The sequence below is a fragment of the Pseudoxanthomonas sp. Soil82 genome (assembly GCF_040446535.1).
Taxonomy (GTDB): Bacteria; Pseudomonadota; Gammaproteobacteria; order Xanthomonadales; family Xanthomonadaceae; genus Pseudoxanthomonas; species Pseudoxanthomonas kaohsiungensis.
In genome coordinates this window covers 80933-100778 of the sequence record NZ_JBEAAK010000003.1, presented here as the reverse complement: position 1 = coordinate 100778, position 19846 = coordinate 80933, and the positions used below count along the sequence as shown (strand labels likewise).

Here is a 19846-nt window from a genome sequence, read left to right as displayed (position 1 = left end):
GCGCAGCACGACAGGCGCGCACCGCCAGGGCAGGGCGCGGCACCCGGGCACGTCGCCCTTGGCAGCGTACTGTCGTTCGACCTGCTGGCGCGAGGGAATGGAGATGGCAACGATGCTGACCCGGGCAGCCGTGGCATGCGTGGCCGCGCTGGCGACAGTGCTGGTCCTGGCCGGTTGTTCGAGCCTGCCGCGCAACCCGGTGCCTCCGGAGCTGGCGCGCGAAGCGACCATTCCGGGCATGCCCGACATCCGTGCGCAGGCCGGTCGCCCCGACCCGGCGATGGTGCAGGACTACCTGCGCTCGATGCAGCAGGAATCGGCGGGCGATTTCCCGCTCGGGGCCGACGGCCTGGTCTCCCATCCGCACCTTGCCCTATCGGGCGGCGGGGTCAATGGCGCCTTCGGCGCCGGGTTCCTCAAGGGCTGGACCGCAAGCGGCACCCGGCCGGTCTTCAAGATCGTCACCGGCGTGTCCACCGGGGCGTTGATGGCACCGTTCGCGTTCCTCGGACCGCAGTACGATGAAGCCCTGCAACGGTTCTACACCACGACCACCACCGCCGACGTGTTCACCGAGCGCTCGCGGATGATGGCGCTGATGCGCGGCGACGCGCTCGCCCGCACCGCGCCGCTGGCTGCACTGCTGGAGCAGTATGTCGATGCGCCGTTGCTGGAAGAGGTTGCCCGCGCGCACCGGCAGGGACGGCGGCTGTACGTGGGCACGGTCGACCTGGATACGCGGAGCTTCACCGTCTGGAACATGGGCCGCATCGCCGAGTACGGCGGGCCGCAGTCGCTGGCGTTGTTCCGCAAGGTCATGCTGGCTTCCTCGTCGGTACCGATCGCATTCCCGCCGGTGTTGTTCGAGGTCGAGGCAGGCGGCCGGCGCTACGACGAGATGCACGTGGACGGTTTCGTGTGGGCCAACGTGTTCCTCCACGCCGGCATCTTCGAGCCGGCCGTCCTGCACCGGCAAGCCCATGCACAACCGGGCCGGGAGGACATCTACGTGATCCACAATGGCCAGCTCAGCGCGCCCCCGGCCTCGACCCCGCGCTCGCTGCGGGCGATCGCGGTGCGCTCGATCGACATCTCAGGCCGGGCGGGCATCGTCGGCGACCTGTTCCGCGAGTACGCCTACGCCCGCCGCCACGATGCGCGCTTCCATTGGACCACCATCGGCGAAGGCGTGGCGCTGCCGGACCTGACCGCGTTCCGGCCCTCTCAGATGGCGGTGCTTTACGACGCCGGTTACCGGGCCGCGTTGTCCGGGCAGGCATGGCGGACCTCGCCCCCGGGCCTGCCGGCGGAGTAGGGGAGGCCGCTGCTGACGGGACACGCCTCCGTTCAATCCAGGCGCGACGGCAGGTCCGGCGCAGGCTCAGGCACCGGCAATCCGTCCCAGTGTTCGCGCGGTACCAGCTTCGGCCGATCGGGGTCGGCCTCGTAGTTGGGCGACATGATCTGCACGCCTTCGGCGTTGAACGCATCCTGGATCTGCGCATGCAGCTCGCTCAGCACCGGGAAGCGCCGTAGCGGATCGTTCACGCGCACCCGCAACCGGTAGTCGACATAGAAATCCGAAAGCGCGGTCTGCAGGACGAACGGCGCCGGTTCGCGCGCCACGCCCGGCGTGCGCGAGGCCGCCGCGAGCAGCAGCCGGTGCACCTGCCGCCACGGCGTGTCGTAGCCGATGGTCACGCCGGTCTCCATCCACATGCCGGGCCCATCGGGATGGCGTGAGAAGTTGTGCAGCTGGCCGCCGAGGACCACGTTGTTGGGAATGCTGACTTCCACACCTGCGATCGTGCGCAGGCGGGTGGTGAACAGGCCGATCTGCAACACCACGCCTTCGACCTCGCCGCTGCGCACGTAGTCGCCGACCGCCATCGTGCGCGAGTAGAGGATGGTGAAGCCGCCGGCGGCCTGGCCGACGATGCCCGAGGCACCCAGCGAGACCATCAGGCCGACCAGCACGCTAAGGCCCTTGAAGGCATCGGTATCCGAACCAGGCAGGTAGGGATAGGCCATCGCCAGCGCGAAGAGCCAGATGATCACGTTGACCAGCTTGCGGGTGGGCTCGGCCAGCACCTGGTCGATGCCGAACAGCTGGAACCGGCCTTCGGCCACGCCGCGGAAGGTCAAGCTGACGGTGTGGGTGAGCAGCCGCGCCAGCAGGAAGATCAGGATCGCCGCGAACAGGCCGGGCAGGGCACCGGCGATCGAGTGGCCCCAACCGCGCAGCAGGTCCAGCATCCAGCCGGTCATCGCATCGGCCCAGGGCCGGGTGAAGCCGAACTGGCCCAGCACGAAGCGCAACCATTCCTCGGCCACCAGGAACAGCGCGATCGCGACCAGGATGCGCAGCAGCCAGTCGCCGACGATGCGCACGCCGGTCAGCAGGTGCCGCACCGAGCCCTGGGAGGCGGCGGCCTCGGTGCGCTGGATCCAGCGCTTGACGCGCTCGCGCAGCCGCCGGCCCAGCCACAGCACTGCCAGGGCCGCGGCGATCGCGACCGCCGTGGCGAGCAGCGACCACAGCACGCCGCGGAACAGCCGCGCCGGCGCCTGCTCGCGCTGGGCAGTGGTCACCGCATCGCCCAGGCGACGCGCCACGCCAGCGCGGGCCTGGGCCATCGTCTCGCCGTTGAGCACGTCCAGGTCGGCGGGCGTCAGGATCATCGTCAGTTCGTCACCCAGCAGCACCAGCGTGCCTTCCGACGATTCCTTGAATTCGATCTTCGCCGGGGTGCCACGTTCGACCACTCGCCGGATTGTCGCTTCGCTGGTTCGCGCCCGCAGTTCTGGCCCACGCCCGAGGAACTCGCTGCGGAGGGTGACGATGTCGCGGTTGTAGAAGCGGACCGTCGCCTCGGCAGCCGGCGAGCTGGCCGGCGCGGAGGCCTGGGTCGCGCCAGTGGCCAGCACCGGGGACGATGGCGCCGGCGTCGCGGCGGACGTGCCACCGGCCGCTAGCAGCAGGCCGGCCAGGATCCCCAGGAGTACCGCGCGGACCTGGCGCATCGTCCTCAAGCTTCGCGTCGCTCGCACCATGACTGCCCCGGTATCGAGTACGGGGAACACGACACCGACCCTGGCCACGACCCCGGACCCGTGGCGCGGCCAGATTTACCGCAGGTCCGGAGGGGCCGCCATAGGCCGTGGGGGCAATAGCCTCGAATCTGTAAGGACATAATGTGCATTATGCGAAATTACGGGAGTGTCATCCAACGGCATACAAGGTCGTTGTCGCTGATCCCAATTGCTGCCCTTTTTGCCTTGATCGCGCCACTCGTTGATTGCGAAGCGTTTTTTTCAACATCGGCATCAACTAGGAATAACTTAAGCCACTCCTCCAATCACTCAAACCGCAGCATTCTCCCATTAGGGCATTCTTATCGACCATGTACTCGGAGATGATCCGTGCGCCTGCTGGTTCTTTCAGACCTGCATCGGGAACTTTGGTGCCCGAGATGGATAGATTGTTTCCCTAAGACCGAGCTAGCCATCTCGCGCCCCGACGCAGTAGTTCTAGCCGGTGATATTGACGTTGGGACTAATGCGATTGCTTGGGTAAGAGCGACCTTCATTGGCCTGCCAGTCCTTTACGTATCCGGCAACCATGAAGGCTATGGCCGGAATCTGGATGACGTCCAGCAGAAGCTCATGGCTGCTTGTGAAGCAACCAGTCAAATACATTACCTCAATCGACGAGAGGTTCGAATTGAAGGTGTGCGATTCCTTGGTACCACACTTTGGACGGACTTCATGCTCTACGGTAGGGAGCTATTTCCAACCGTTGTTTACGATGTCCAGAACATGATGAACGACTATCGACGAATCCGACTGGCAAACCAAGGCTATCGCAAGTTAAGGCCCTCTGACACTCAAGCTTGGCACTCAATGGAACGAGCTTGGTTGGAGGCGCGATTAGCCGAGCCATTCGACGGCCGGACCGTCGTCATCACACATATGGCTCCATCTGAGCGATCCATTCCGGAAGAATTTCGAGGCCAAATACTGTCCGCAGCGTACGCATCAAGTTTAGAGTACTTGGTTGAGCAAGCAGATTTGTGGATTCATGGCCACACTCACACATCTGTGGACTACCGCATCGGCCGCGGGCGCGTCGTCTGCAATCCATTAGGCTATCCAAGCCAAAGAGATGGTGCTTCAGAGAATCTGGCTTTCGATCCCAATTTTGTAGTCGAGATTTGAGCTCGACGACCTGTTGCTGCTCAGTCGTTCGAATGTGATTTGCCCTTACGTGCCTGGCTCTTCGCTTTTGAGCCTTTATTTCTTTTGTTGATGGACTCTTCTCTGCTCAGATGAGCCAGCGCGGGCCGAAGGACCTTAAGTTCATTTTCCAGTCCTTGGCGGTGAGCCCGTTCCACGTCCAGTTCGGCCTGTAGGCTAGCCGATCGTGCTATCGCATCGTCGCGCTCACGCCCTAGAGTCGCTTCCCGGACATCGCGTGTCTTGAGGCGAGCAGCCATTTCTGTCCGCGCATCCTTGGCGGCCTGGCGCGCCAGATCCACCTCCCTGTATGCCCGGTCCTCGAATGTGCGTCGATGGAGCTCAAATGCCTCTCGCTCGCGCTCGCCGGCCGCCTTGTACTTGTCGAGTCGCGCCGATAAAGCAGTCCGTTCGGCTTCCAGTCGGTCCACGCGCTCTTGGACTCCATCACGCTGAGAGGTCAGATCCGCCACTTGGGCTCGGAGTTGGTCAATCAGTTGTTGGAGCTCGCCGGCCTGGGCAAGGGTCAGATCTCGCTGTGCGCGGGCTTTAGATGCCTCATTTCGGAGGGCAACGAGTTCGTTCTTCGCCGCATCTTGTTCGGCTTCGAGACGGGCGCGTTCCTGGGAGAGCACCGCCCGGTCACGTTCCAATCCGGCAGCTTCGTATTGCTGGGCCGCAGTCAGCGCCTGCGCCCACAACTGCCCGGCCAACGTGGTCACGGCCTCGGGTGCGTCCGGAATGGCCAGCTGGGCCGCCCGTCCCTGCAAGCGCGAGCCCAAGCCTCGCCACCAAGTGTCGAGCCAACGAGTCACCGTATTTGGAGAGCCGGTACCGAGATGGGCCCGGATTCGCTCCACGGTCGGACGTTCCCCGCTACCCACCAAGGCGTCGGCTGCCTGATGTACGTCTATTTCCGTGATGCCACGGGCCATTGGAAGGTCTCCTACAGAAGTGCCCTGCTCTGTTGATTCGATACTTGCGATAAGTGATGATTATCGTTAGTAGGCAACCTATTCCATAACGTACATTACATAGTATGAAAAGAAATGGCACGTTACTGACCAGCCCCGCGACGGCCTCCAACCTAGTGCTGCCCGAGCAGTTGGCACAGCAAGCCGCGGACGCCGTGCGCGAATTGCTCGCGGAAGCGGCTGCCGCCAACACCACGCGCAGCTACGCGACCGCCCTGCGCTACTGGGCTGGCTGGCATCAAGGCCGCTACGGCATCGACCTAAGCCTGCCGGTCAGCGAGGCTGTGGTGATCCAGTTCCTGGTAGACCACATCCAGCGCAAGAACAAGACGGGGCTGGTCAGCGAACTGCCGCCAGCGTTGGATCAGGCGTTGGTTGCGGCCGGCCTCAAGGCCAGAGTTGGGCCGTTGAAACTGTCGACCGTGGTCCAGCGCATGGCCGTGCTATCGACCGCGCACAAGCTCAAGCGCTTGGCCAACCCCTGTGAGTTGCCCACTGTCAGGACGTTGCTCAGCCGAGCCCGGCGAGCCGCGGTCAAACGCGGTGAGCGGCCGACCAAGAAGACCGCGGTTACCCGAACCGAGCTCGAAGCCATGCTGACCATCTGCGATGACTCGCTAGAAGGCCTGCGTGACCGTGCCCTGCTCTGCTTTGGCTTTGCCAGTGGCGGGCGCCGGCGTAGCGAGATCGCGGCCGCGGATATGCGCGACCTGCGCAAGGTCGGCGAGGACGGCTACATTTATCGGCTGGAGTACTCGAAGACCCAGCAGGCTGGGGTGAAGGCAGATTCGACGCCAGACAAGCCGATCCTGGGACGCAGCGCCGACGCGCTCACCGCCTGGCTGGAAGCGGCGGGGATTCATGAGGGGGCGATCTTCCGGCGGGTATGGAAGGGGCGGGTCGGCCCTGCCCTGCTTCCGGGCTCTGTAGCCGCAATCGTCAAACGTCGTGCTCGTCTGGCTGGGCTGGAAGGCGACTTCGGGGCGCACAGTCTCAGGTCGGGATTTGTCACCGAAGCTGGCAAGCAAGGCGTGCCCTTGCCGGCGGTGATGGCGATGACCGAGCACCGATCCGTGGCGAGCGTGATTGGGTATTTTCAAGCAGGTGCAGCAGAGGACAATCCCGCGGCACGGCTGCTCAAATAAGGTAGTTGGCTACTCTGCGGCAGGTCTCCACGGGGTTCAGCCGAGATACGCGTAAAAATGCCCCACAGAACTCAAATAATTCTTTCGTCGTAATGACTTAGCCGATATTTTTCTTCTCGGCCGGTTGCGCCAGAAGATCGAGCGTCGGGCACGGTGCGCCTGTCACCACGTGGCGACACTCCTCCACCAAATGCTCAAGGTCGACTTCCAATTGTCGTAGCTCATCCAGACGCCGCCGTACCTCGGCCAATTTCTGTTCGGTCAGCCGCCGAGTCTGCTCGCAAGCGCGTTGGCCTTTGACCTCCAACAGCCCCGCTATCTCGTCGAGACTGAATCCCATCGCCTGTGCTCTGCGAATGAACTGAAGTCGGCCGACTTCGTTGGGCCCGTACCGGCGGACGCTGCCCATTGGGCGCTCAGGCTCCGGCAGCAGGCCTCGCCGCTGGTAGTAACGGACCGTTTCGACATGCACACCAGCGGCCGCGGCCAGCCGGCTGATTGTCATTACGTGGGTGGCCATCAGCTTGACTCCGTACTTAGGTACGGAGATTACCATGCGGGTATGGTCCAACCTCCCCCACAGTCCTCCCTGCCCGCCCTCTTGGGCGCCGCCGTCGCGGCCATTGGCGCGTCCGTGTGTTGCGTCGTGCCCCTGGTGCTGGTCCTGTTGGGTATCAGCGGTGCCTGGATCGCCAATCTCACTGCCCTGGACGCGTGGCGTCCGTGGTTCAGCGCGGCCACGTTGGTGTGCCTGGGCTGGGCGTTCTGGATGCTCTATGGCCCGGCCTCGCGCTGTCGCATCGACGGCGCCTGCGTCGATCCCTCGCGATTGCGACGCCGCCGGCGCTGGCTATGGATCGCTACCGGCCTGATCGCTCTGCTGCTGCTCTTTCCCTACTACATCGGTTGGTTCCTGTAGGAGTCCCACATGCGCAAGATTCTTCTCAGTTTGGTATTCACGGCATGGATGGGCTTGGCTTGGGCGGCTACCCCTAAGCAGGTCGTCCTGCAGGTGGAGAACATGACCTGCCCGGCGTGCAGCATCACGATCGAAAAGGCGTTGGATACAGTGCCGGGCGTGACGGCGAAGCGTATTGACACCCGAGCCGCCACCGTGACGGTGGCATTCGATGCCGAGCGCACCAACGCGGCCGCCATCGCGAAGGCCATCACCGACGCCGGTTTTCCAGCCACTGCAAAGGCGAAAGCGAACGGTGGCTGAGGTGCAGTTGCAAAGCACGCTCACGTGCCCGACATGCGGGCACCAGGCGACCGAAACCATGCCCACTACGGCGTGCCAATTCTTTTACGAGTGCTCGGCCTGCCACACGCTCCTGCGCCCGAAAACAGGCGATTGCTGCGTGTTCTGTTCCTACGGCACGGTACCGTGCCCGCCCATCCAGCAACATAGTCCCTGCTGTGGCAGTACCGGTTGACCCACGCTACGCCGCCAGGGCCAGCTCGATTTCGTACGGTTCCGGAAGCGCGTCCACGTCGATCAGGTAATCGCCGAACCGCTTCACGTGGCTGGTCACGTAGGGACTGAGCGCCGCCACGTCCTCCGGGGTGATCTTCCAACCCGCTCGCATCAGCGTCTTGATGATGCGGGTCTGTTCGACCACGTTATGAAAGATGACGGCGTTGGCGACCAGGTCGTTGTACTTGACCGCCTTCTCCTGTTCGAGCGGGTCGTTATCGGCGATCACACCCTCTCCGCCGAAGAAGAAATACTTCGAAAACCCATTATAGGCTTCGACCTTGTTGGTGGAGGCCGTGATCTGTTCGCGTAGCTCGCGATCGGAAATGTATTGCAGCAGGAACAACGTGCGCACCGCAGCACCGAGTGCCCGGAAGGCCTGGTACAGGCGGTTCTTGCGGCTGTAGTTGCCCAGCTTGCGCAGCAGCGTCGAGGCCGCGATCTTGCCGGACTTGATCGATAGCACGACCTGCATCAGATCCTTCCAGTGGGTCTCGATCAGGTCCCAGTCCACATCTTCCCGGAACAGCGCATCGATGTGCTCGTAGCGGCTGTCCTCGTCCGGACGGAAGAACCGGTAGTCGCGCCAGTTGCGGATGCGCGGCATCAGCTGGATGCCCAGCAAGTGCGACAGCCCGAATACCGGCAGCGACTGACCCCGGGTATCGGCATGGACGGTGTCGGGTTGGATGTCGGAGGTGTTCTTCAGCAGCCCGTCGATGATGTACACCGCTTCCCAGACGCCGCACGGGATGAAGTGACTGAAGAGCGCCACGTAGGTGTCGGACACATGGTGATAGGCAATGCCGCCGTAGCCGCCATAACGGATGTGGTACGACGCCAGCAGGTTCTGGTCGTACAGGTCGTACTTGGTGCCGTCGGCCGCGGCGCTTGCCATCGCCCCAGAATTTGGGAAGCTGCAGGCCGGCGTAACTGTTGATGATGTCGCGGCAGGCCGCTGCCAGCTTGTTCGCATCCACGTGACGGCGATTGACGAACGACAGCATGTGCGCCGACGCAGCGCCTCGCAGATGCCGTGCGGCCTGGGCCGGGCCGAGGTTGCAACCATAGGTAAACGCCGTCAGCACGTAGCGTTCGGTGGGCTGGTCGATCTTGGTGTCGGACCCGGACAGCGGTCCGAAATGCCGCGGCCAGCGGGTCCAGTGCGCCACGTCACAGAGGATCTCGATGACACTGCGCTCGCGCAGGCGGTCGAGGATCGCGGTCTCCAGGGCGCGAGCGCCGCTGCTCATGTCCTTGGCCTTGTGGCGCTTGAGCACCGGAAACCCGTCGTCGCCGATGATCACCTGGCCGTTCTCCAGGTAACCCTGATCCGTCAGGTCCGCGACTTGCATCAGCTTGGACTGCAAGGCATTGACGAATCCCACCGCGGAGGCCGGTAAACCCACTTGGCGACAGTAGTCGTCCAGCAACGGCTCGCACTGCTCCCAGGGCAGCAACTGCTCGCGGTAATCGGCGTAGGTTTCCGAACCGCGCACGGCCACGTCGCCGGATTTCAGTTCGTTGGCCAGTGAGGAGAACACGCACACCTCGAACAGGCGGCGGTGGATGCGTTCCTCGCCCTGCTCGGTGCGGTGGGTGATGGTCTTTCGCCAGACCTGGGTCGTGAACGCCAGATCGACCGGTTCGTCCAGCCAGTCGCCGCGGGCACGCTCCTGCGACAGGATCAGCTCGATCGCGTCGATCAACGAACGGTCTTCGGTGGTGGATTCCAGGTCCAGCATGCGCACCATGCGCAGGATGGTGGCGCGGTGGCTCTTGTAGAACGGCCACAGCAGCGGCAGGTGGTTGTCGCCGCTGTGGGCGGCGATGGCATCGCAGTCAGCCTGCAGGGTCTGGACGCCCCCGCGCGTGCTGACCAGGCGGCGAATCTCCCGTCCTGCGTCGGTGTCGCCCGGGTGACGGTCGAGCACCTGGATCACATCCGACATCGTGGCGACGATGGCCTCGGTCTTCTCGCGGTAGCGCGCACGCAGCCGCTCCAGTTCCTCCTTGCCGCGGTTGTGGAGATTGCCCATGCGTTTGATGAACATCTCAGCTAGGTCGTCGCGGGTCTGCACCCGGGCGCGATGGATCAGGCACAGCAGCAGCGCGTGTCGTTTGGCCGGGCCGAAATCGCGCAACTCGGCAGCGTCCAGTACCCGGGCTTCGGCGGCGAAGTGCTTGCGCTTGAGTTCCGGCACGTCCGCCAGGTGCCGTTCGCTGCCGACCAACTCGTCCAACGCCGCGATGTGGTCGAGCAGTTCCTGGAAGTGCTGCAGAGAAGATCGTTTCGGCAGCCGCTTGATGGCCTGCAGCGGGCTCTTGATGCGAGCGTCGGTGACGACCAGCAGATCGTCCAGCCGTTGCTTCTCGTCCGCCGTCAGCCGCTTGTCGATGAGGGCGAAGTAACGGCCATTGACCAGGGTGCGAACTCGGCGGGCCAGGCGATCCAGGGCGGAGAACGCGGGCAACTCGATCCGGTCGCGTACGAGCTGTTCGATCGCCACATTGATCAGGTCGGCCGGATTGTCCATGACGGCGGCGGCTTCATGGATGGCGCGGGCCGCCACGTCGAGGCCGCCGTCGGCATAGGCCCGGACCTGCAGATAGGCCCGGATCCGCTGGAAATAGCGGTAGCGCTTGTTCGGCGCGATGTCGGCGGGCTTGATCTGGACCCGGAACCGCAGCGCATTGCGGAGGTGCCGGATGACCCCTGCGGGCACTTCATCGATTGCGGGGAAATAGCCCAGTCGCTGGAAAGATTTCAGCAAGATTGCCAAGATCAATCGATGGCCGGGTTGCCGGGCATTGTCGGCAATGAAGGTCAGTTCGGCGTCGGTGGGCGTGTAGGCGACGACCAATTCGCGGACGACGGGATTGCGTTTGAACTGGGGATACGCGGTCCGTTCGATCGACGCCATTGAAGCCTCATTTGGTCAAGGTGCAGGTAACGCAGGCGGCGGCAGGCTCGCCTCGATACGATGGCGCGCAAATGGGTCGCTGCCGTCGAGGTAGCGCATCGCCGAGTGCACGTCGCGCCAGCCGACGTATTCCATCAATGCTTTCACGTCCCAGCCGTTCGCGTTGGCCCAACCGGCGAACCCGCGACGCAGGGAGTGGCTGCTGTACTCCTCCGCATCCGGAAGCCCGGCGGCGGTCAGCAGGCGGCGCACCAGCGGGATCAGGCTATTCGGGTGCAGCGGCGTCTCGCTCACACGCCCCCAGCGGTCGATGCCGCGGAACAGCCGCCCTCCGTCAGGGCGGCCGTGGTCGTCCAATCCACGATCGCAGTCACCCGGCACAATCGCGATAGCGCCGGCACCTTGTAGGTGGTGCCCAAGGCCTGACGGTCGCCTTTGCTGCGCGACAGGAAACAGGTCATCCCTTCGCCAGGGACCAGGTGCAAGTACTCGACTTGCACGCGGATCAGTTCATCGCCGCGGAAGCCGCGCCAGAAGCCGAGCAGGATCAGGGATCGGTCGCGGCGATGGCGCAGTTCGTCCGCGCGATCGCCGCGTTCGCGGGCGACCGAGATCGCAGTGCGGAGCCAGTCGTCGACCTGCGTCAGTCGGGTCAGTTGTAAAGGCTCGGCCTGCTTCTCCACCGAGGGGTGCACCGTCTGGATGCCCTTGAGCACTTTGCGCACCAATGGCGCGCGGGTGGGATCGACGAACCCGTGTTCGCGATGCCAGGACGCCAGCGCAGCGAGCCGCTGTCGGAGCGTGTTATTCGCCAACAGCGCGGCGTGATCGGCCAGATAACGGGCGACGCTGTCCGGCGTGGCCGGCAGGTGGCCACCCCATTCGACCTCGAAGTGCCGCAGCGCCGAGGCGTAGCTGCGCTGCGTGTTTTCGCGTTCGGCGGCCTCCAGGTATCGTTCCAAGGTCATGGGCGACACCCCGGATCGGCGCACGAAGTCACATCGTGGCCCGTGTGCCGCAGTGCCCCCAGGATGGTGCATGTTCCGCGCTCGCCGCCAGCGCACTGGGCAATCACTCGCTCCAGTTCGCCCGCCATGCGGGTCAGCGCCTCGATCCGCTGATGGGTGTCGGCCAAGTGCACGCGCGCCAGCGCATCGACGTCGCCGCACGACAGCTTCGGATCGTCGTTCAAGCGCAGCAGGCTGCGGATCTCCTCCAGGCTGAAACCCAGTTCGCGCCCGCGACTGACGAAACGCAACCGCTCCACGTCTGCCGGGGTGTAGGCGCGATAGCCGCTCCCGGTCCGGTTCGGCGATTGGATGAGTCCCACGCGCTCGTAGTACCGGATGGTTTCCAGGTGGCAGCCACTGGCGGCGGCGGCTTCGCTGATCTTCATGGGCACCGCGCTTGACTCTGTAGCGGCTACGGACTTTACCCTGTGTCGACTCTCACTGCCACCAGACCAGGGAGTCCCGGGAAAGGGGCGTGCTGTGGATTGCACTGGCGCCGAATGCCGCGATGGCCTTCATTGGTGGAAAGGCTGGAGGATTGCCTAACCCCGCGGCCTGGCCGCCAATGAGTTGGACTGCTACTGGGCGCAACCGGTGTATGCGATCGAGCTGATCGCGATTGAAGTCTTGATATTGGCTAACGGAGTTGGTGATGTCTGATTGCAGCGACTGTGGAAATATCGTGGATGTGGCGTCGATGCAGGCCTCACAGCGACGCACCTTGAAAATCGTGCTGGCCATCAATCTCGCCACCTTCGTCATGATGATGGGCGCGGCTTGGTTCAGCCGCTCTTCCTCAGTGCTGTCAGGTGGGCTGGACAACCTTGGCGATGCCCTCACGTACGCGGTCAGCCTGGCCGTCGTTGGCTCGTCCCTGCAGACCAAGGCCAAAGTCGCCTTCCTCAAAGGGCTGCTGATCCTGGGCGCAGCAGTTGCGGTCGCGGCCCAGATCGCGTGGCGGCTCAAGAACCCCGGCGTGCCTGTATTCGAGGCGATGGGACTGGCGGGGATGCTGAACCTGTCCGCCAACGCATTCTGCCTCTGGCTGCTGACCCCGCATCGAAACGGCGACATCAACCTGTCCTCCGCCTGGGAGTGCTCCCGGAACGATATCTATGAGGGCTGCGCGGTCTTGTTGGCGGCTTTGGCGGTGTGGGTGTTCGGGGCGGGCTGGCCGGACCTGGTAATCGCCTCCGCCTTGCTGCTGCTGTTTCTGCGATCCGCCGTCCGAGTGATGCGCGGTGCGCGGCAGGAACTCCGGGGCACCAGATGCGTGTCGTGAAAGGAAGAGAGTGGCGGGCCTGCAGTCGGTTGAGGTCTTCGACCGGCGTTGTAATTGTATCCGGATACGCGAGCCTGATATTTTGCGAAAGATGTACCGCCCCCTTCTCCGACTGAGAGGTTCTATCGCCGCGCTGCTTGTCGCAGTGTTGGTGATCATGCCTGTGGCCGATGCATTCGTTTGCTCGTTCGAAGTCGACACTCACGCAGCAAGCGATCACGCTGGACCAGCGCCCCAGGATGAGGCTGGTGAGGGCGACGCTCCGGACAGCGCGCATGGTGGTTGTGTCCACAACCATTGCCATCATTCGACAGCCAATTTCTTTGGCAGTGCCGCCGTTGTTTACCCCGCCGCGCACGTCGTTCAGCACGCACAGCATGACCCCAGTCGTGCATCTGCGCTGTCCGAAGGACCGATGAGACCTCCGCAGAGCTGACGTGCCGTGCCCGTCATGACGGGCTCCCACGTCAACTTTTGCTTCTGGAGTTCCCATGCTCACGCAACTTGTCCGACCGCTCCTGGCGGTCGGGTTGCTGGTGACTGCCTTGCTGTTCGCCTCGCCCTCGTTGGCGGTCGAACCGGTCGTCGATACCGCCCCGACCTACGAAGATCTGATCGCTCGACTCGACGCACTGCCGTCATCGCTCGAGGCCGTTGCCCGATACGACGCGGCCGTCGCCCGCGCCGACCAGGCGCGCGCCTTGCCCAACCCCTCCATCGCGTACGACATGGAGAACGTTTACGGCACCGGTCCGTACAACGGCATCGGCAACGCCGAAACGACCCTGTCGATCAACCAACCTCTCGAACTGTTCGGCCAGCGCAGCGCCCGGGTCCAGGCGGCGCGCTCTGACGCCGATGCTGCGGGCCTGCGACGCGAACAAGTCCGCTGGCAGGTCGCAGCTCAGGTGGCGCTGGTCTACGCGGAGGCCGAAGCCGCGGCACGGCGACACGAGCTCGCGGCCGAGGCCCTTTCCCTGACCGAGCAGGATGCGCGCGGGGTCGCCGCCATGGTCGAACAAGGGCGTGAAGCCACCCTGCGGGACATCCAGGCGCAGAGTGAGGTCGCGTCCGCCAGGGCTGCGGTTGATGAGGCCAGCGCCCTTCGGGACGCCGCCTTTGCGCGGCTGTCGGCGATAGCCCTGCTCGACCGGCCGGTCCAGGCCATCGGCGCGAGCCTGCTTGATCGCGCGCCGGGGACGCCGCAAGCAGGCGACGCCGATCCGTTGGCGGTCCAGGTCGCCCAGGCTGAACTCGTCACCGCCGGTCGGCTGGTGACGGTCGAAAGGCGCCGCGCCCGCCCGGATGTCAACGCCTCTCTTGGCATGCGCCGATATCGTGACACCGACGATGAGGCGTTCACGGTCGGCATCGAACTGACCGTCCCGCTGTTCGATCGCAACCGGGGCGGTATCCGCGCTGCCTACGCTGAGGAGCGAGCCGCCGAAGCCCGACTGATCGCGCAGCAGCAGGAAGCGCGAGCAGGCCGGTTTGCCGCCGTGGCGGCGCTTGCCGCGTCCGGCAGCCGCACGCGCGCCGCCGACAACGGCGTCGCAGCCGCCGAAGAGGCCTATCGCCTGTCCCGCATCGGCTTCGAGGCCGGCCGTATCTCGCAGCTGGAACTTCGCAGCACACGTGCGGCGCTGATCGCCTCGCGTAACGCCGCCGTGGACGCGCGGATCGCGCGCGTCCGTGCCGAAATCGACCTGGCGCGCCTGGAAGGCCGCGCCCCGTTTGGAGATTCCCGATGAAAACCGATACCAGGCGACTGATGATGTTCGCCGCGGCGCTCCTGTTCGCCGTCCTCGCAGGCTACGGCCTTGCGAAGCTCACCGGCGGGCAGGACGCCCGCCCCAGCCCTGCGGGTCATGTCGACGGTGGCGGCCAAGACGAACATGGCGATGAAGAGGCCGAGGGCGAAGAAGGCTTGGTGGTCCTCACGCAACCGCAGATCGAAGCGTCGGGCATCCAGGTCGTGGCTTTGGGCCGCGGCGGTGGCGGCGAGACACGCCTGAGCGGTCGCGTCGAGTCCGCCGTTGGCGCCCGCGCTGCCGTTGCAGCCTCCGTTGGCGGCCGCGTTGAGCGCGTCGTCGTGGCGCCTGGCACCCCCGTGCGCGCCGGCCAGCCGCTCGCCGTGATCGTCAGCGGCGAAGCGGCGACCATGCGGGCAGGCGCCGATGCCGCACGCGCGGAGGCCCAAGCGGCCCGGTTGGTGTATCAGCGCGACCAGTCCCTGGTCACCCAGGGCGTGGTCGCACGGCAGGAACTCGAAGCCTCGCGCGCGCGCTCGCTGGCAGCCGATGCGGCTGCGCGGGCTGCCGCGGCCCAAGTCGCCGCGGCCGGCTCACCGGATGCAGGCGGCCGCGTGACCATCACCACTCCCGTGGCCGGCATCGTCGGCGCGGTGCAGGTGACGCCAGGCGGCTTCGTCGCCGCGGGTGACCTCGTGGCGAACGTGTCCGATCCTGCGCAGACCGAACTGGTCTTTTCCGCGCCGCCCGCGCTCGCCGCGCAGATCGCGCCTGATGCGCGCATCGAAGTTACCGGGGCCACGGAGAGCTTCAGCGCCGTCGTGATCGGCGTGGCCGCCGACGTACGCGAACAGGGCGGCATGGCGATTATCCGTGCACGCCCTGAATCCGGGACGCTGCCGCCAGCGGGTTCACCGGTGTCCGGTGTCGTGGTGGCGGCAGGCCAGGACGACACGCTGACCGTGCCGGTCGATGCCGTGCAGACGGTGGAAGGTCGCTCGGTTGTGTTCGTGACCGATGAAAAAGGCTTCCGCGTAACCCCTGTGCTCGCAGGCCGCCGCGCAGGCGACCGCGTCGAGATCCTCAACGGGCTGTCGGGCGACGAGCGCGTCGCTGGCAGCAACGCGTTCCTGCTGAAAGCCGAACTCGCCAAGGGCGAGGCCGAACACGGCCACTGAGGACCCGACATGTTCAAGATCATTATCGAAACAGCGGTCCGCTTCCGATGGGCCGTGGTCTTCGCCGCGGCGGTCATCGCTGTGTACGGCCTCTTCCAGCTCGGCAGGCTGCCCGTCGATGCGGTGCCGGACATCACCAACCGGCAGGTGCAGATCAACACCATTGCGCCCGCGCTCGCCCCGGGCCAGATCGAACGCCAGATCACCTATCCGCTTGAAACCGCGCTGGCGGGCATCCCCGGACTGACCAGTACGCGCTCGCTCTCGCGCAACGGGTTCTCGCAGGTCACGGCGATCTTCACCGACCAGACCGACATCTACTTCGCGCGCCAGCAGGTGGCCGAGCGCATGCGCGAGGTGCAGGAGGATCTTCCCGAGGGCGTGACGCCGATGATGTCGCCGGTCACCACGGGCCTCGGCGAGGTGTTGATGTGGACGGTGGACTACGTGCCGTTCGACCCGGCGAACGTCAGTAAGCCGAACGAGCCTGGCTGGCAGGCCGAAGAGGTCTACCTGACTCCGGAAGGCAACCGGCTTGCGACGGCACAGGAGCGCGCAACCTACCTGCGCACGGTGCAGGACTGGATCATCGCACCGCAGATGCGCTCCACCGCCGGCCTTGCCGGTGTCGATACGATCGGCGGCTACGTCAAGGAATACGCCGTCCGCCCGAATGCCGAGCGGCTGGCGGCCTACGGCATCGGCTTGGGCGAGCTGGTTCAGGCGCTGGAACGCGCCAACGTCCAGGCCGGTGCGGGCATCGTCCAGCGCGCTGGCGAAGGCCTGATCGTTCGGGCAGATGCGCTGGCGCAGACCGTCGGTGATCTGGCACAGGCGCCGGTCGCCAATCGCGACGGCCTTGTGATCCGCGTCGCGGACGTGGCCAGCGTTGGCATCGGACAGGCGCCACGGCTGGGTGCCGCGACGCGGGACGGCCACGAAGCGGTGCTCGGGACGGCGTTGATGATCGCCGGCGGCAACAGCCGCACGGTGGCACTCGCGGCCGCGGAGCGCCTGACCGAAGTCAACCGCTCACTGCCCCCGGGCATCGTCGCCGAGCCGGTGCTCGACCGGAGCGTGCTGGTCAATTCCACGGTCAGGACGGTAGCCAAGAACCTCACCGAAGGGGCACTGCTCGTCATCGTGGTGCTGTTCCTGCTGCTGGGCAACATACGCGCGGCGGCGATCACCGCACTGGTGATCCCGCTGTCGTTCCTGTTCGCGGTGATCGGCATGAACCGCTTCGGGATCAGCGGCAATCTGATGAGCCTGGGTGCACTCGACTTCGGCATCCTCGTCGACGGTGCGGTGATCGTGATCGAGGCCACCCTGCTCATGCTCGGCCAGAAACGGGCCGAACTGGGACGCGCACTTTCCGCAGGCGAGCGAGTGGGCGTGGCGATCCGGGCAGCACGCAAGATGGTGCGACCGGCGGCGTTTGGTCAGCTCATCATCCTGCTGGTGTTCGCGCCGATCCTCACGCTGGAGGGCGTGGAGGGCAAAACGTTCCAGCCCATGGCCGCGACCTTCATGCTGGCCCTGGTCGGCGCGTTCATCCTCTCTTTCACCTTCGTGCCGGCGATGGCCGCGCTGTTCGTGCGTGATCCCAAGCCCCGGCCCGCGCCAGCAGCGCCGCCGCGTGAAAAGGACAACAGCCACGAAGGCAAGCACGACGGCGAACACGAGACCCGAATCATCCGTTTCGTGCGCGGCAAGGCCGAACCGGTCATCCGCGCTGCGGTGATGCGGCCGCGCCGCGTGCTGATCGGGGCGGTCGCCATGCTCGCCATCGGCTTCGCCGCATTCGCTTCGTTGGGCCGGGAATTCATGCCGACCCTCGACGAGGGCAACTTGGCGATGCAGGCCTTGCGGGTGCCTTCCGCCTCGCTGGAGCAGTCGCTGGCGATGCAACTTTCGCTGGAGAAAGCCATCACCGGCGAGCCGGAGGTCGAGACGATTTTCACGCGGACAGGCACCGCGGAGGCCGCGATCGATCCGATGCCGGTCAACATCTCCGATAGCGTGATCGTGCTCAAGCCGAAAGCCGAGTGGCCGGACAGGTCGGTGGACAAGGAAGCGCTGATCGGCCGACTTGAGTCCATTGTCGACAAACAGATTGGCAATGCGTTCGAGTTCAGCCAACCCATCGAACTTCGCTTCAACGAGCTGATTTCCGGCGTGCGCACCGACCTTGCTGTGATGGTGTACGGCGACGACTTCGACGTCCTTCAGCCGGTCGCAGAACGTATCTCGGTCCATCTGCGCGGCATCGACGGCGCGGCCGACGTTCGCGTGGAACAGGTTTCTGGCTTGCCTACGCTGACCGTGCGGGTCGATCATGCGGCCGCGGCGCAGTACGGCCTGAGCGCGGCTGACGTCAGCGAGGCGCTGGCGACCGGCGTTGGTGGCACCGCGGCCGGCCAGATCTTCGAGGGCGATCGCCGCTTCGATGTGGTGGTACGGTTCGAAGAGGACGCACGCAACGATCCGGCGCAGCTCGCCGCCTTGCCGGTGGTCGCTCCCGACGGCACCGTGGTGCCGCTGTCATCGGTCGCGCGCATCGCTGTCAGCGAAGGTCCCAACCAGATCAGTCGCAACAACGGCAGCCGCCGCATCGTGGTCCAGGCCAACGTGCGTGGCCGGGATCTGGGCGGCTTCGTCCAGGAAGCCCAGGCCGCCGTTGCAGACGTTTCCTTGCCTAGTGGCGTCTACCTGGACTGGGGTGGCCAGTTCGAGAACCTGCAGCGTGCCGAAGCACGTTTGGCTCTGGTGATCCCTATTGTGTTCCTGATGATTGGCAGCTTGCTCTACATGGCACTCGGGTCGATCCGCGAGGCAGCGCTGGTGTTCCTCTGCGTGCCCCTGGCACTGGTCGGAGGCGTACTGGCACTGCTGGTGCGCGGCATTCCGTTCTCGGTGACGGCAGCCGTGGGCTTCATCGCGGTTTCCGGTGTTGCCACGCTCAACGGTCTGGTCCTGATGCAGGCCATCCGCGAGCGGCTCGAGGCTGGAGATGCGCCATTGGAAGCGGCGACCACCGGCGCCGCCAACCGTCTGCGCGCCGTGCTCACGACGGCGCTGGTGGCCATCGTCGGCTTCATTCCAATGGCGATCGCGGTCGGTGCCGGCGCCGAAGTGCAGAAGCCGCTGGCCACCGTCGTCATCGGCGGGTTGATCACGGCGACAGTGCTGACGCTGCTGGTGCTGCCCACCTTCGCGGCGCGGGCCATCGCGCATCGTCCGAAGCGGCACGCGACATGACCCCGAATCTGGCCCGGCAAAGGAGTGTTCTGCGGCAGGTCTTGTTATGGAACCTCGCGCTGTTCGCAGGACTGGGGGTGGCAGGCTGGGTGGCCGATTCCAGCGCGCTGCTCGCCAATGCCCTCGACAACGGTTCGGATGCGGCCGTCTATCTGCTGAGCTACCTTGCCCTCGAGCGCCGCCCCACCTGGAAGCGGGGAGCGGCGAACGTGTCGGGGGTCCTTCTGTTGATCTTCGCGGGTATGGTGCTGGCGGACGTGGTCCGGCGATGGATGTATGGGGCCGAGCCACTCGGCCCCGTCATGATCGGACTGGCGCTCGTCGCCGGAGCCATCAATCTGTGGTGCCTGGTGCTGCTGCGCCGCCTCCGTTCCGACGACGTGAACATGAAGGCGGCCGAGACCTTTAGCTTCAACGACTTCATTTCGAATGGCGGCGTGGTCGTGGCCGGGGTACTGGTGCTCTGGCTCGGGTCGTCCTGGCCGGACCTGGTGGCAGGTGCCTTGATTGCTGCTGTCGCGTTCAAAGGCGGCATCGAGATCCTGCAGAGCGTCCGCGAGAACAAGCGATCCGATGGATAGAGTTCGGCCATGCCGCCGTGGCCTGCC

At 65.2% G+C, this 19846-nt stretch carries 15 protein-coding genes and 2 pseudogenes; 11 read left to right on the top strand and 6 right to left on the bottom strand.

Annotated features, from left to right (window positions below; all coding sequences use genetic code 11):
• Positions 1-103: 103 nt before the first annotated feature.
• On the top strand, positions 104-1315 hold the full coding sequence (locus tag ABKA19_RS09405; protein ID WP_353688679.1) for a patatin-like phospholipase family protein: 1212 nt from the start codon (positions 104-106) through the stop codon (positions 1313-1315).
• 32 nt (positions 1316-1347) lie between these two features.
• On the opposite strand, the gene ABKA19_RS09400 is transcribed toward ABKA19_RS09405, so the two are convergent.
• Positions 1348-3024, bottom strand: coding sequence for a mechanosensitive ion channel family protein (locus ABKA19_RS09400; protein ID WP_353688678.1), 1677 nt, complete (start codon positions 3022-3024; stop codon positions 1348-1350).
• A gap of 399 nt (positions 3025-3423) precedes the next feature.
• Here ABKA19_RS09400 and ABKA19_RS09395 point away from each other — a divergent pair, with 399 nt between their 5' ends.
• Positions 3424-4218: a metallophosphoesterase family protein gene (locus ABKA19_RS09395; protein WP_353688677.1), complete on the top strand. Its 795-nt coding sequence runs from the start codon at positions 3424-3426 to the stop codon at positions 4216-4218.
• Between the two features lie 20 nt (positions 4219-4238).
• On the opposite strand, the gene ABKA19_RS09390 is transcribed toward ABKA19_RS09395, so the two are convergent.
• Positions 4239-5171, bottom strand: a complete 933-nt coding sequence (locus ABKA19_RS09390; RefSeq protein ID WP_353688676.1) for a DNA-binding protein — start codon at positions 5169-5171, stop codon at positions 4239-4241.
• Positions 5172-5275: 104 nt separating this feature from the next.
• Between ABKA19_RS09390 and ABKA19_RS09385 the strand changes: the two genes are divergently transcribed.
• The gene (locus tag ABKA19_RS09385) at positions 5276-6355 is read left to right on the top strand and encodes a site-specific integrase (protein WP_353688675.1); all 1080 of its coding nucleotides are present in this window, start codon (positions 5276-5278) and stop codon (positions 6353-6355) included.
• Positions 6356-6452: 97 nt separating this feature from the next.
• On the opposite strand, the gene ABKA19_RS09380 is transcribed toward ABKA19_RS09385, so the two are convergent.
• Positions 6453-6875: a MerR family transcriptional regulator gene (locus ABKA19_RS09380; RefSeq protein WP_133322067.1), complete on the bottom strand. Its 423-nt coding sequence runs from the start codon at positions 6873-6875 to the stop codon at positions 6453-6455.
• On the opposite strand from ABKA19_RS09380, the gene ABKA19_RS09375 reads away from it, so the two are divergent.
• Genes ABKA19_RS09375 through ABKA19_RS09365 form a run of 3 tightly spaced genes read left to right on the top strand, consistent with a single transcriptional unit; the run spans position 6822 to position 7791 of the window.
• Positions 6822-7274, top strand: coding sequence for a mercuric transporter MerT family protein (locus ABKA19_RS09375; RefSeq protein WP_338419429.1), 453 nt, complete (start codon positions 6822-6824; stop codon positions 7272-7274). The two genes, ABKA19_RS09380 and ABKA19_RS09375, sit on opposite strands and share 54 nt — an antisense overlap.
• 9 nt (positions 7275-7283) lie before the next feature.
• Positions 7284-7577 (top strand): heavy-metal-associated domain-containing protein, encoded by a 294-nt coding sequence (locus ABKA19_RS09370; RefSeq protein ID WP_096209249.1) that lies wholly within the window; start codon positions 7284-7286, stop codon positions 7575-7577.
• Positions 7486-7791, top strand: a complete 306-nt coding sequence (locus ABKA19_RS09365) for a GDCCVxC domain-containing (seleno)protein (protein ID WP_425480060.1) — start codon at positions 7486-7488, stop codon at positions 7789-7791. Before ABKA19_RS09370 ends, ABKA19_RS09365 begins: the two co-directional genes overlap by 92 nt.
• Before the next feature lie 6 nt (positions 7792-7797).
• On the opposite strand, the pseudogene ABKA19_RS09360 reads toward ABKA19_RS09365, so the two are convergent.
• From ABKA19_RS09360 to ABKA19_RS09350, 3 genes and pseudogenes are all read right to left on the bottom strand, one after another.
• A pseudogene (locus ABKA19_RS09360) lies at positions 7798-10756 on the bottom strand (Tn3 family transposase).
• Positions 10757-10774: 18 nt separating this feature from the next.
• A pseudogene (locus ABKA19_RS09355) lies at positions 10775-11724 on the bottom strand (site-specific integrase); the annotation flags it as partial.
• On the bottom strand, positions 11721-12152 hold the full coding sequence (locus tag ABKA19_RS09350; RefSeq protein ID WP_353688674.1) for a MerR family transcriptional regulator: 432 nt from the start codon (positions 12150-12152) through the stop codon (positions 11721-11723). The gene ABKA19_RS09350 and the pseudogene ABKA19_RS09355, both read right to left, overlap by 4 nt.
• A gap of 266 nt (positions 12153-12418) precedes the next feature.
• Here ABKA19_RS09350 and ABKA19_RS09345 point away from each other — a divergent pair, with 266 nt between their 5' ends.
• The 5 genes from ABKA19_RS09345 (at position 12419) to ABKA19_RS09325 (ending at position 19819) form a co-directional block, all read left to right on the top strand.
• Complete coding sequence (locus ABKA19_RS09345; protein WP_353688673.1) at positions 12419-13048, top strand: cation efflux transmembrane domain-containing protein; 630 nt, start codon at positions 12419-12421, stop codon at positions 13046-13048.
• Between the two features lie 491 nt (positions 13049-13539).
• The gene (locus tag ABKA19_RS09340; protein ID WP_353688672.1) at positions 13540-14799 is read left to right on the top strand and encodes a TolC family protein; all 1260 of its coding nucleotides are present in this window, start codon (positions 13540-13542) and stop codon (positions 14797-14799) included.
• Positions 14796-15977: an efflux RND transporter periplasmic adaptor subunit gene (locus ABKA19_RS09335; RefSeq protein ID WP_353688671.1), complete on the top strand. Its 1182-nt coding sequence runs from the start codon at positions 14796-14798 to the stop codon at positions 15975-15977. The genes ABKA19_RS09340 and ABKA19_RS09335 overlap by 4 nt, the downstream gene beginning before the upstream one ends.
• 9 nt (positions 15978-15986) lie before the next feature.
• Positions 15987-19238, top strand: coding sequence for an efflux RND transporter permease subunit (locus ABKA19_RS09330; RefSeq protein WP_353688670.1), 3252 nt, complete (start codon positions 15987-15989; stop codon positions 19236-19238).
• The gene (locus tag ABKA19_RS09325; RefSeq protein ID WP_191122637.1) at positions 19235-19819 is read left to right on the top strand and encodes a cation efflux transmembrane domain-containing protein; all 585 of its coding nucleotides are present in this window, start codon (positions 19235-19237) and stop codon (positions 19817-19819) included. The genes ABKA19_RS09330 and ABKA19_RS09325 overlap by 4 nt, the downstream gene beginning before the upstream one ends.
• The last annotated feature ends 27 nt before the right edge of the window (positions 19820-19846 follow it).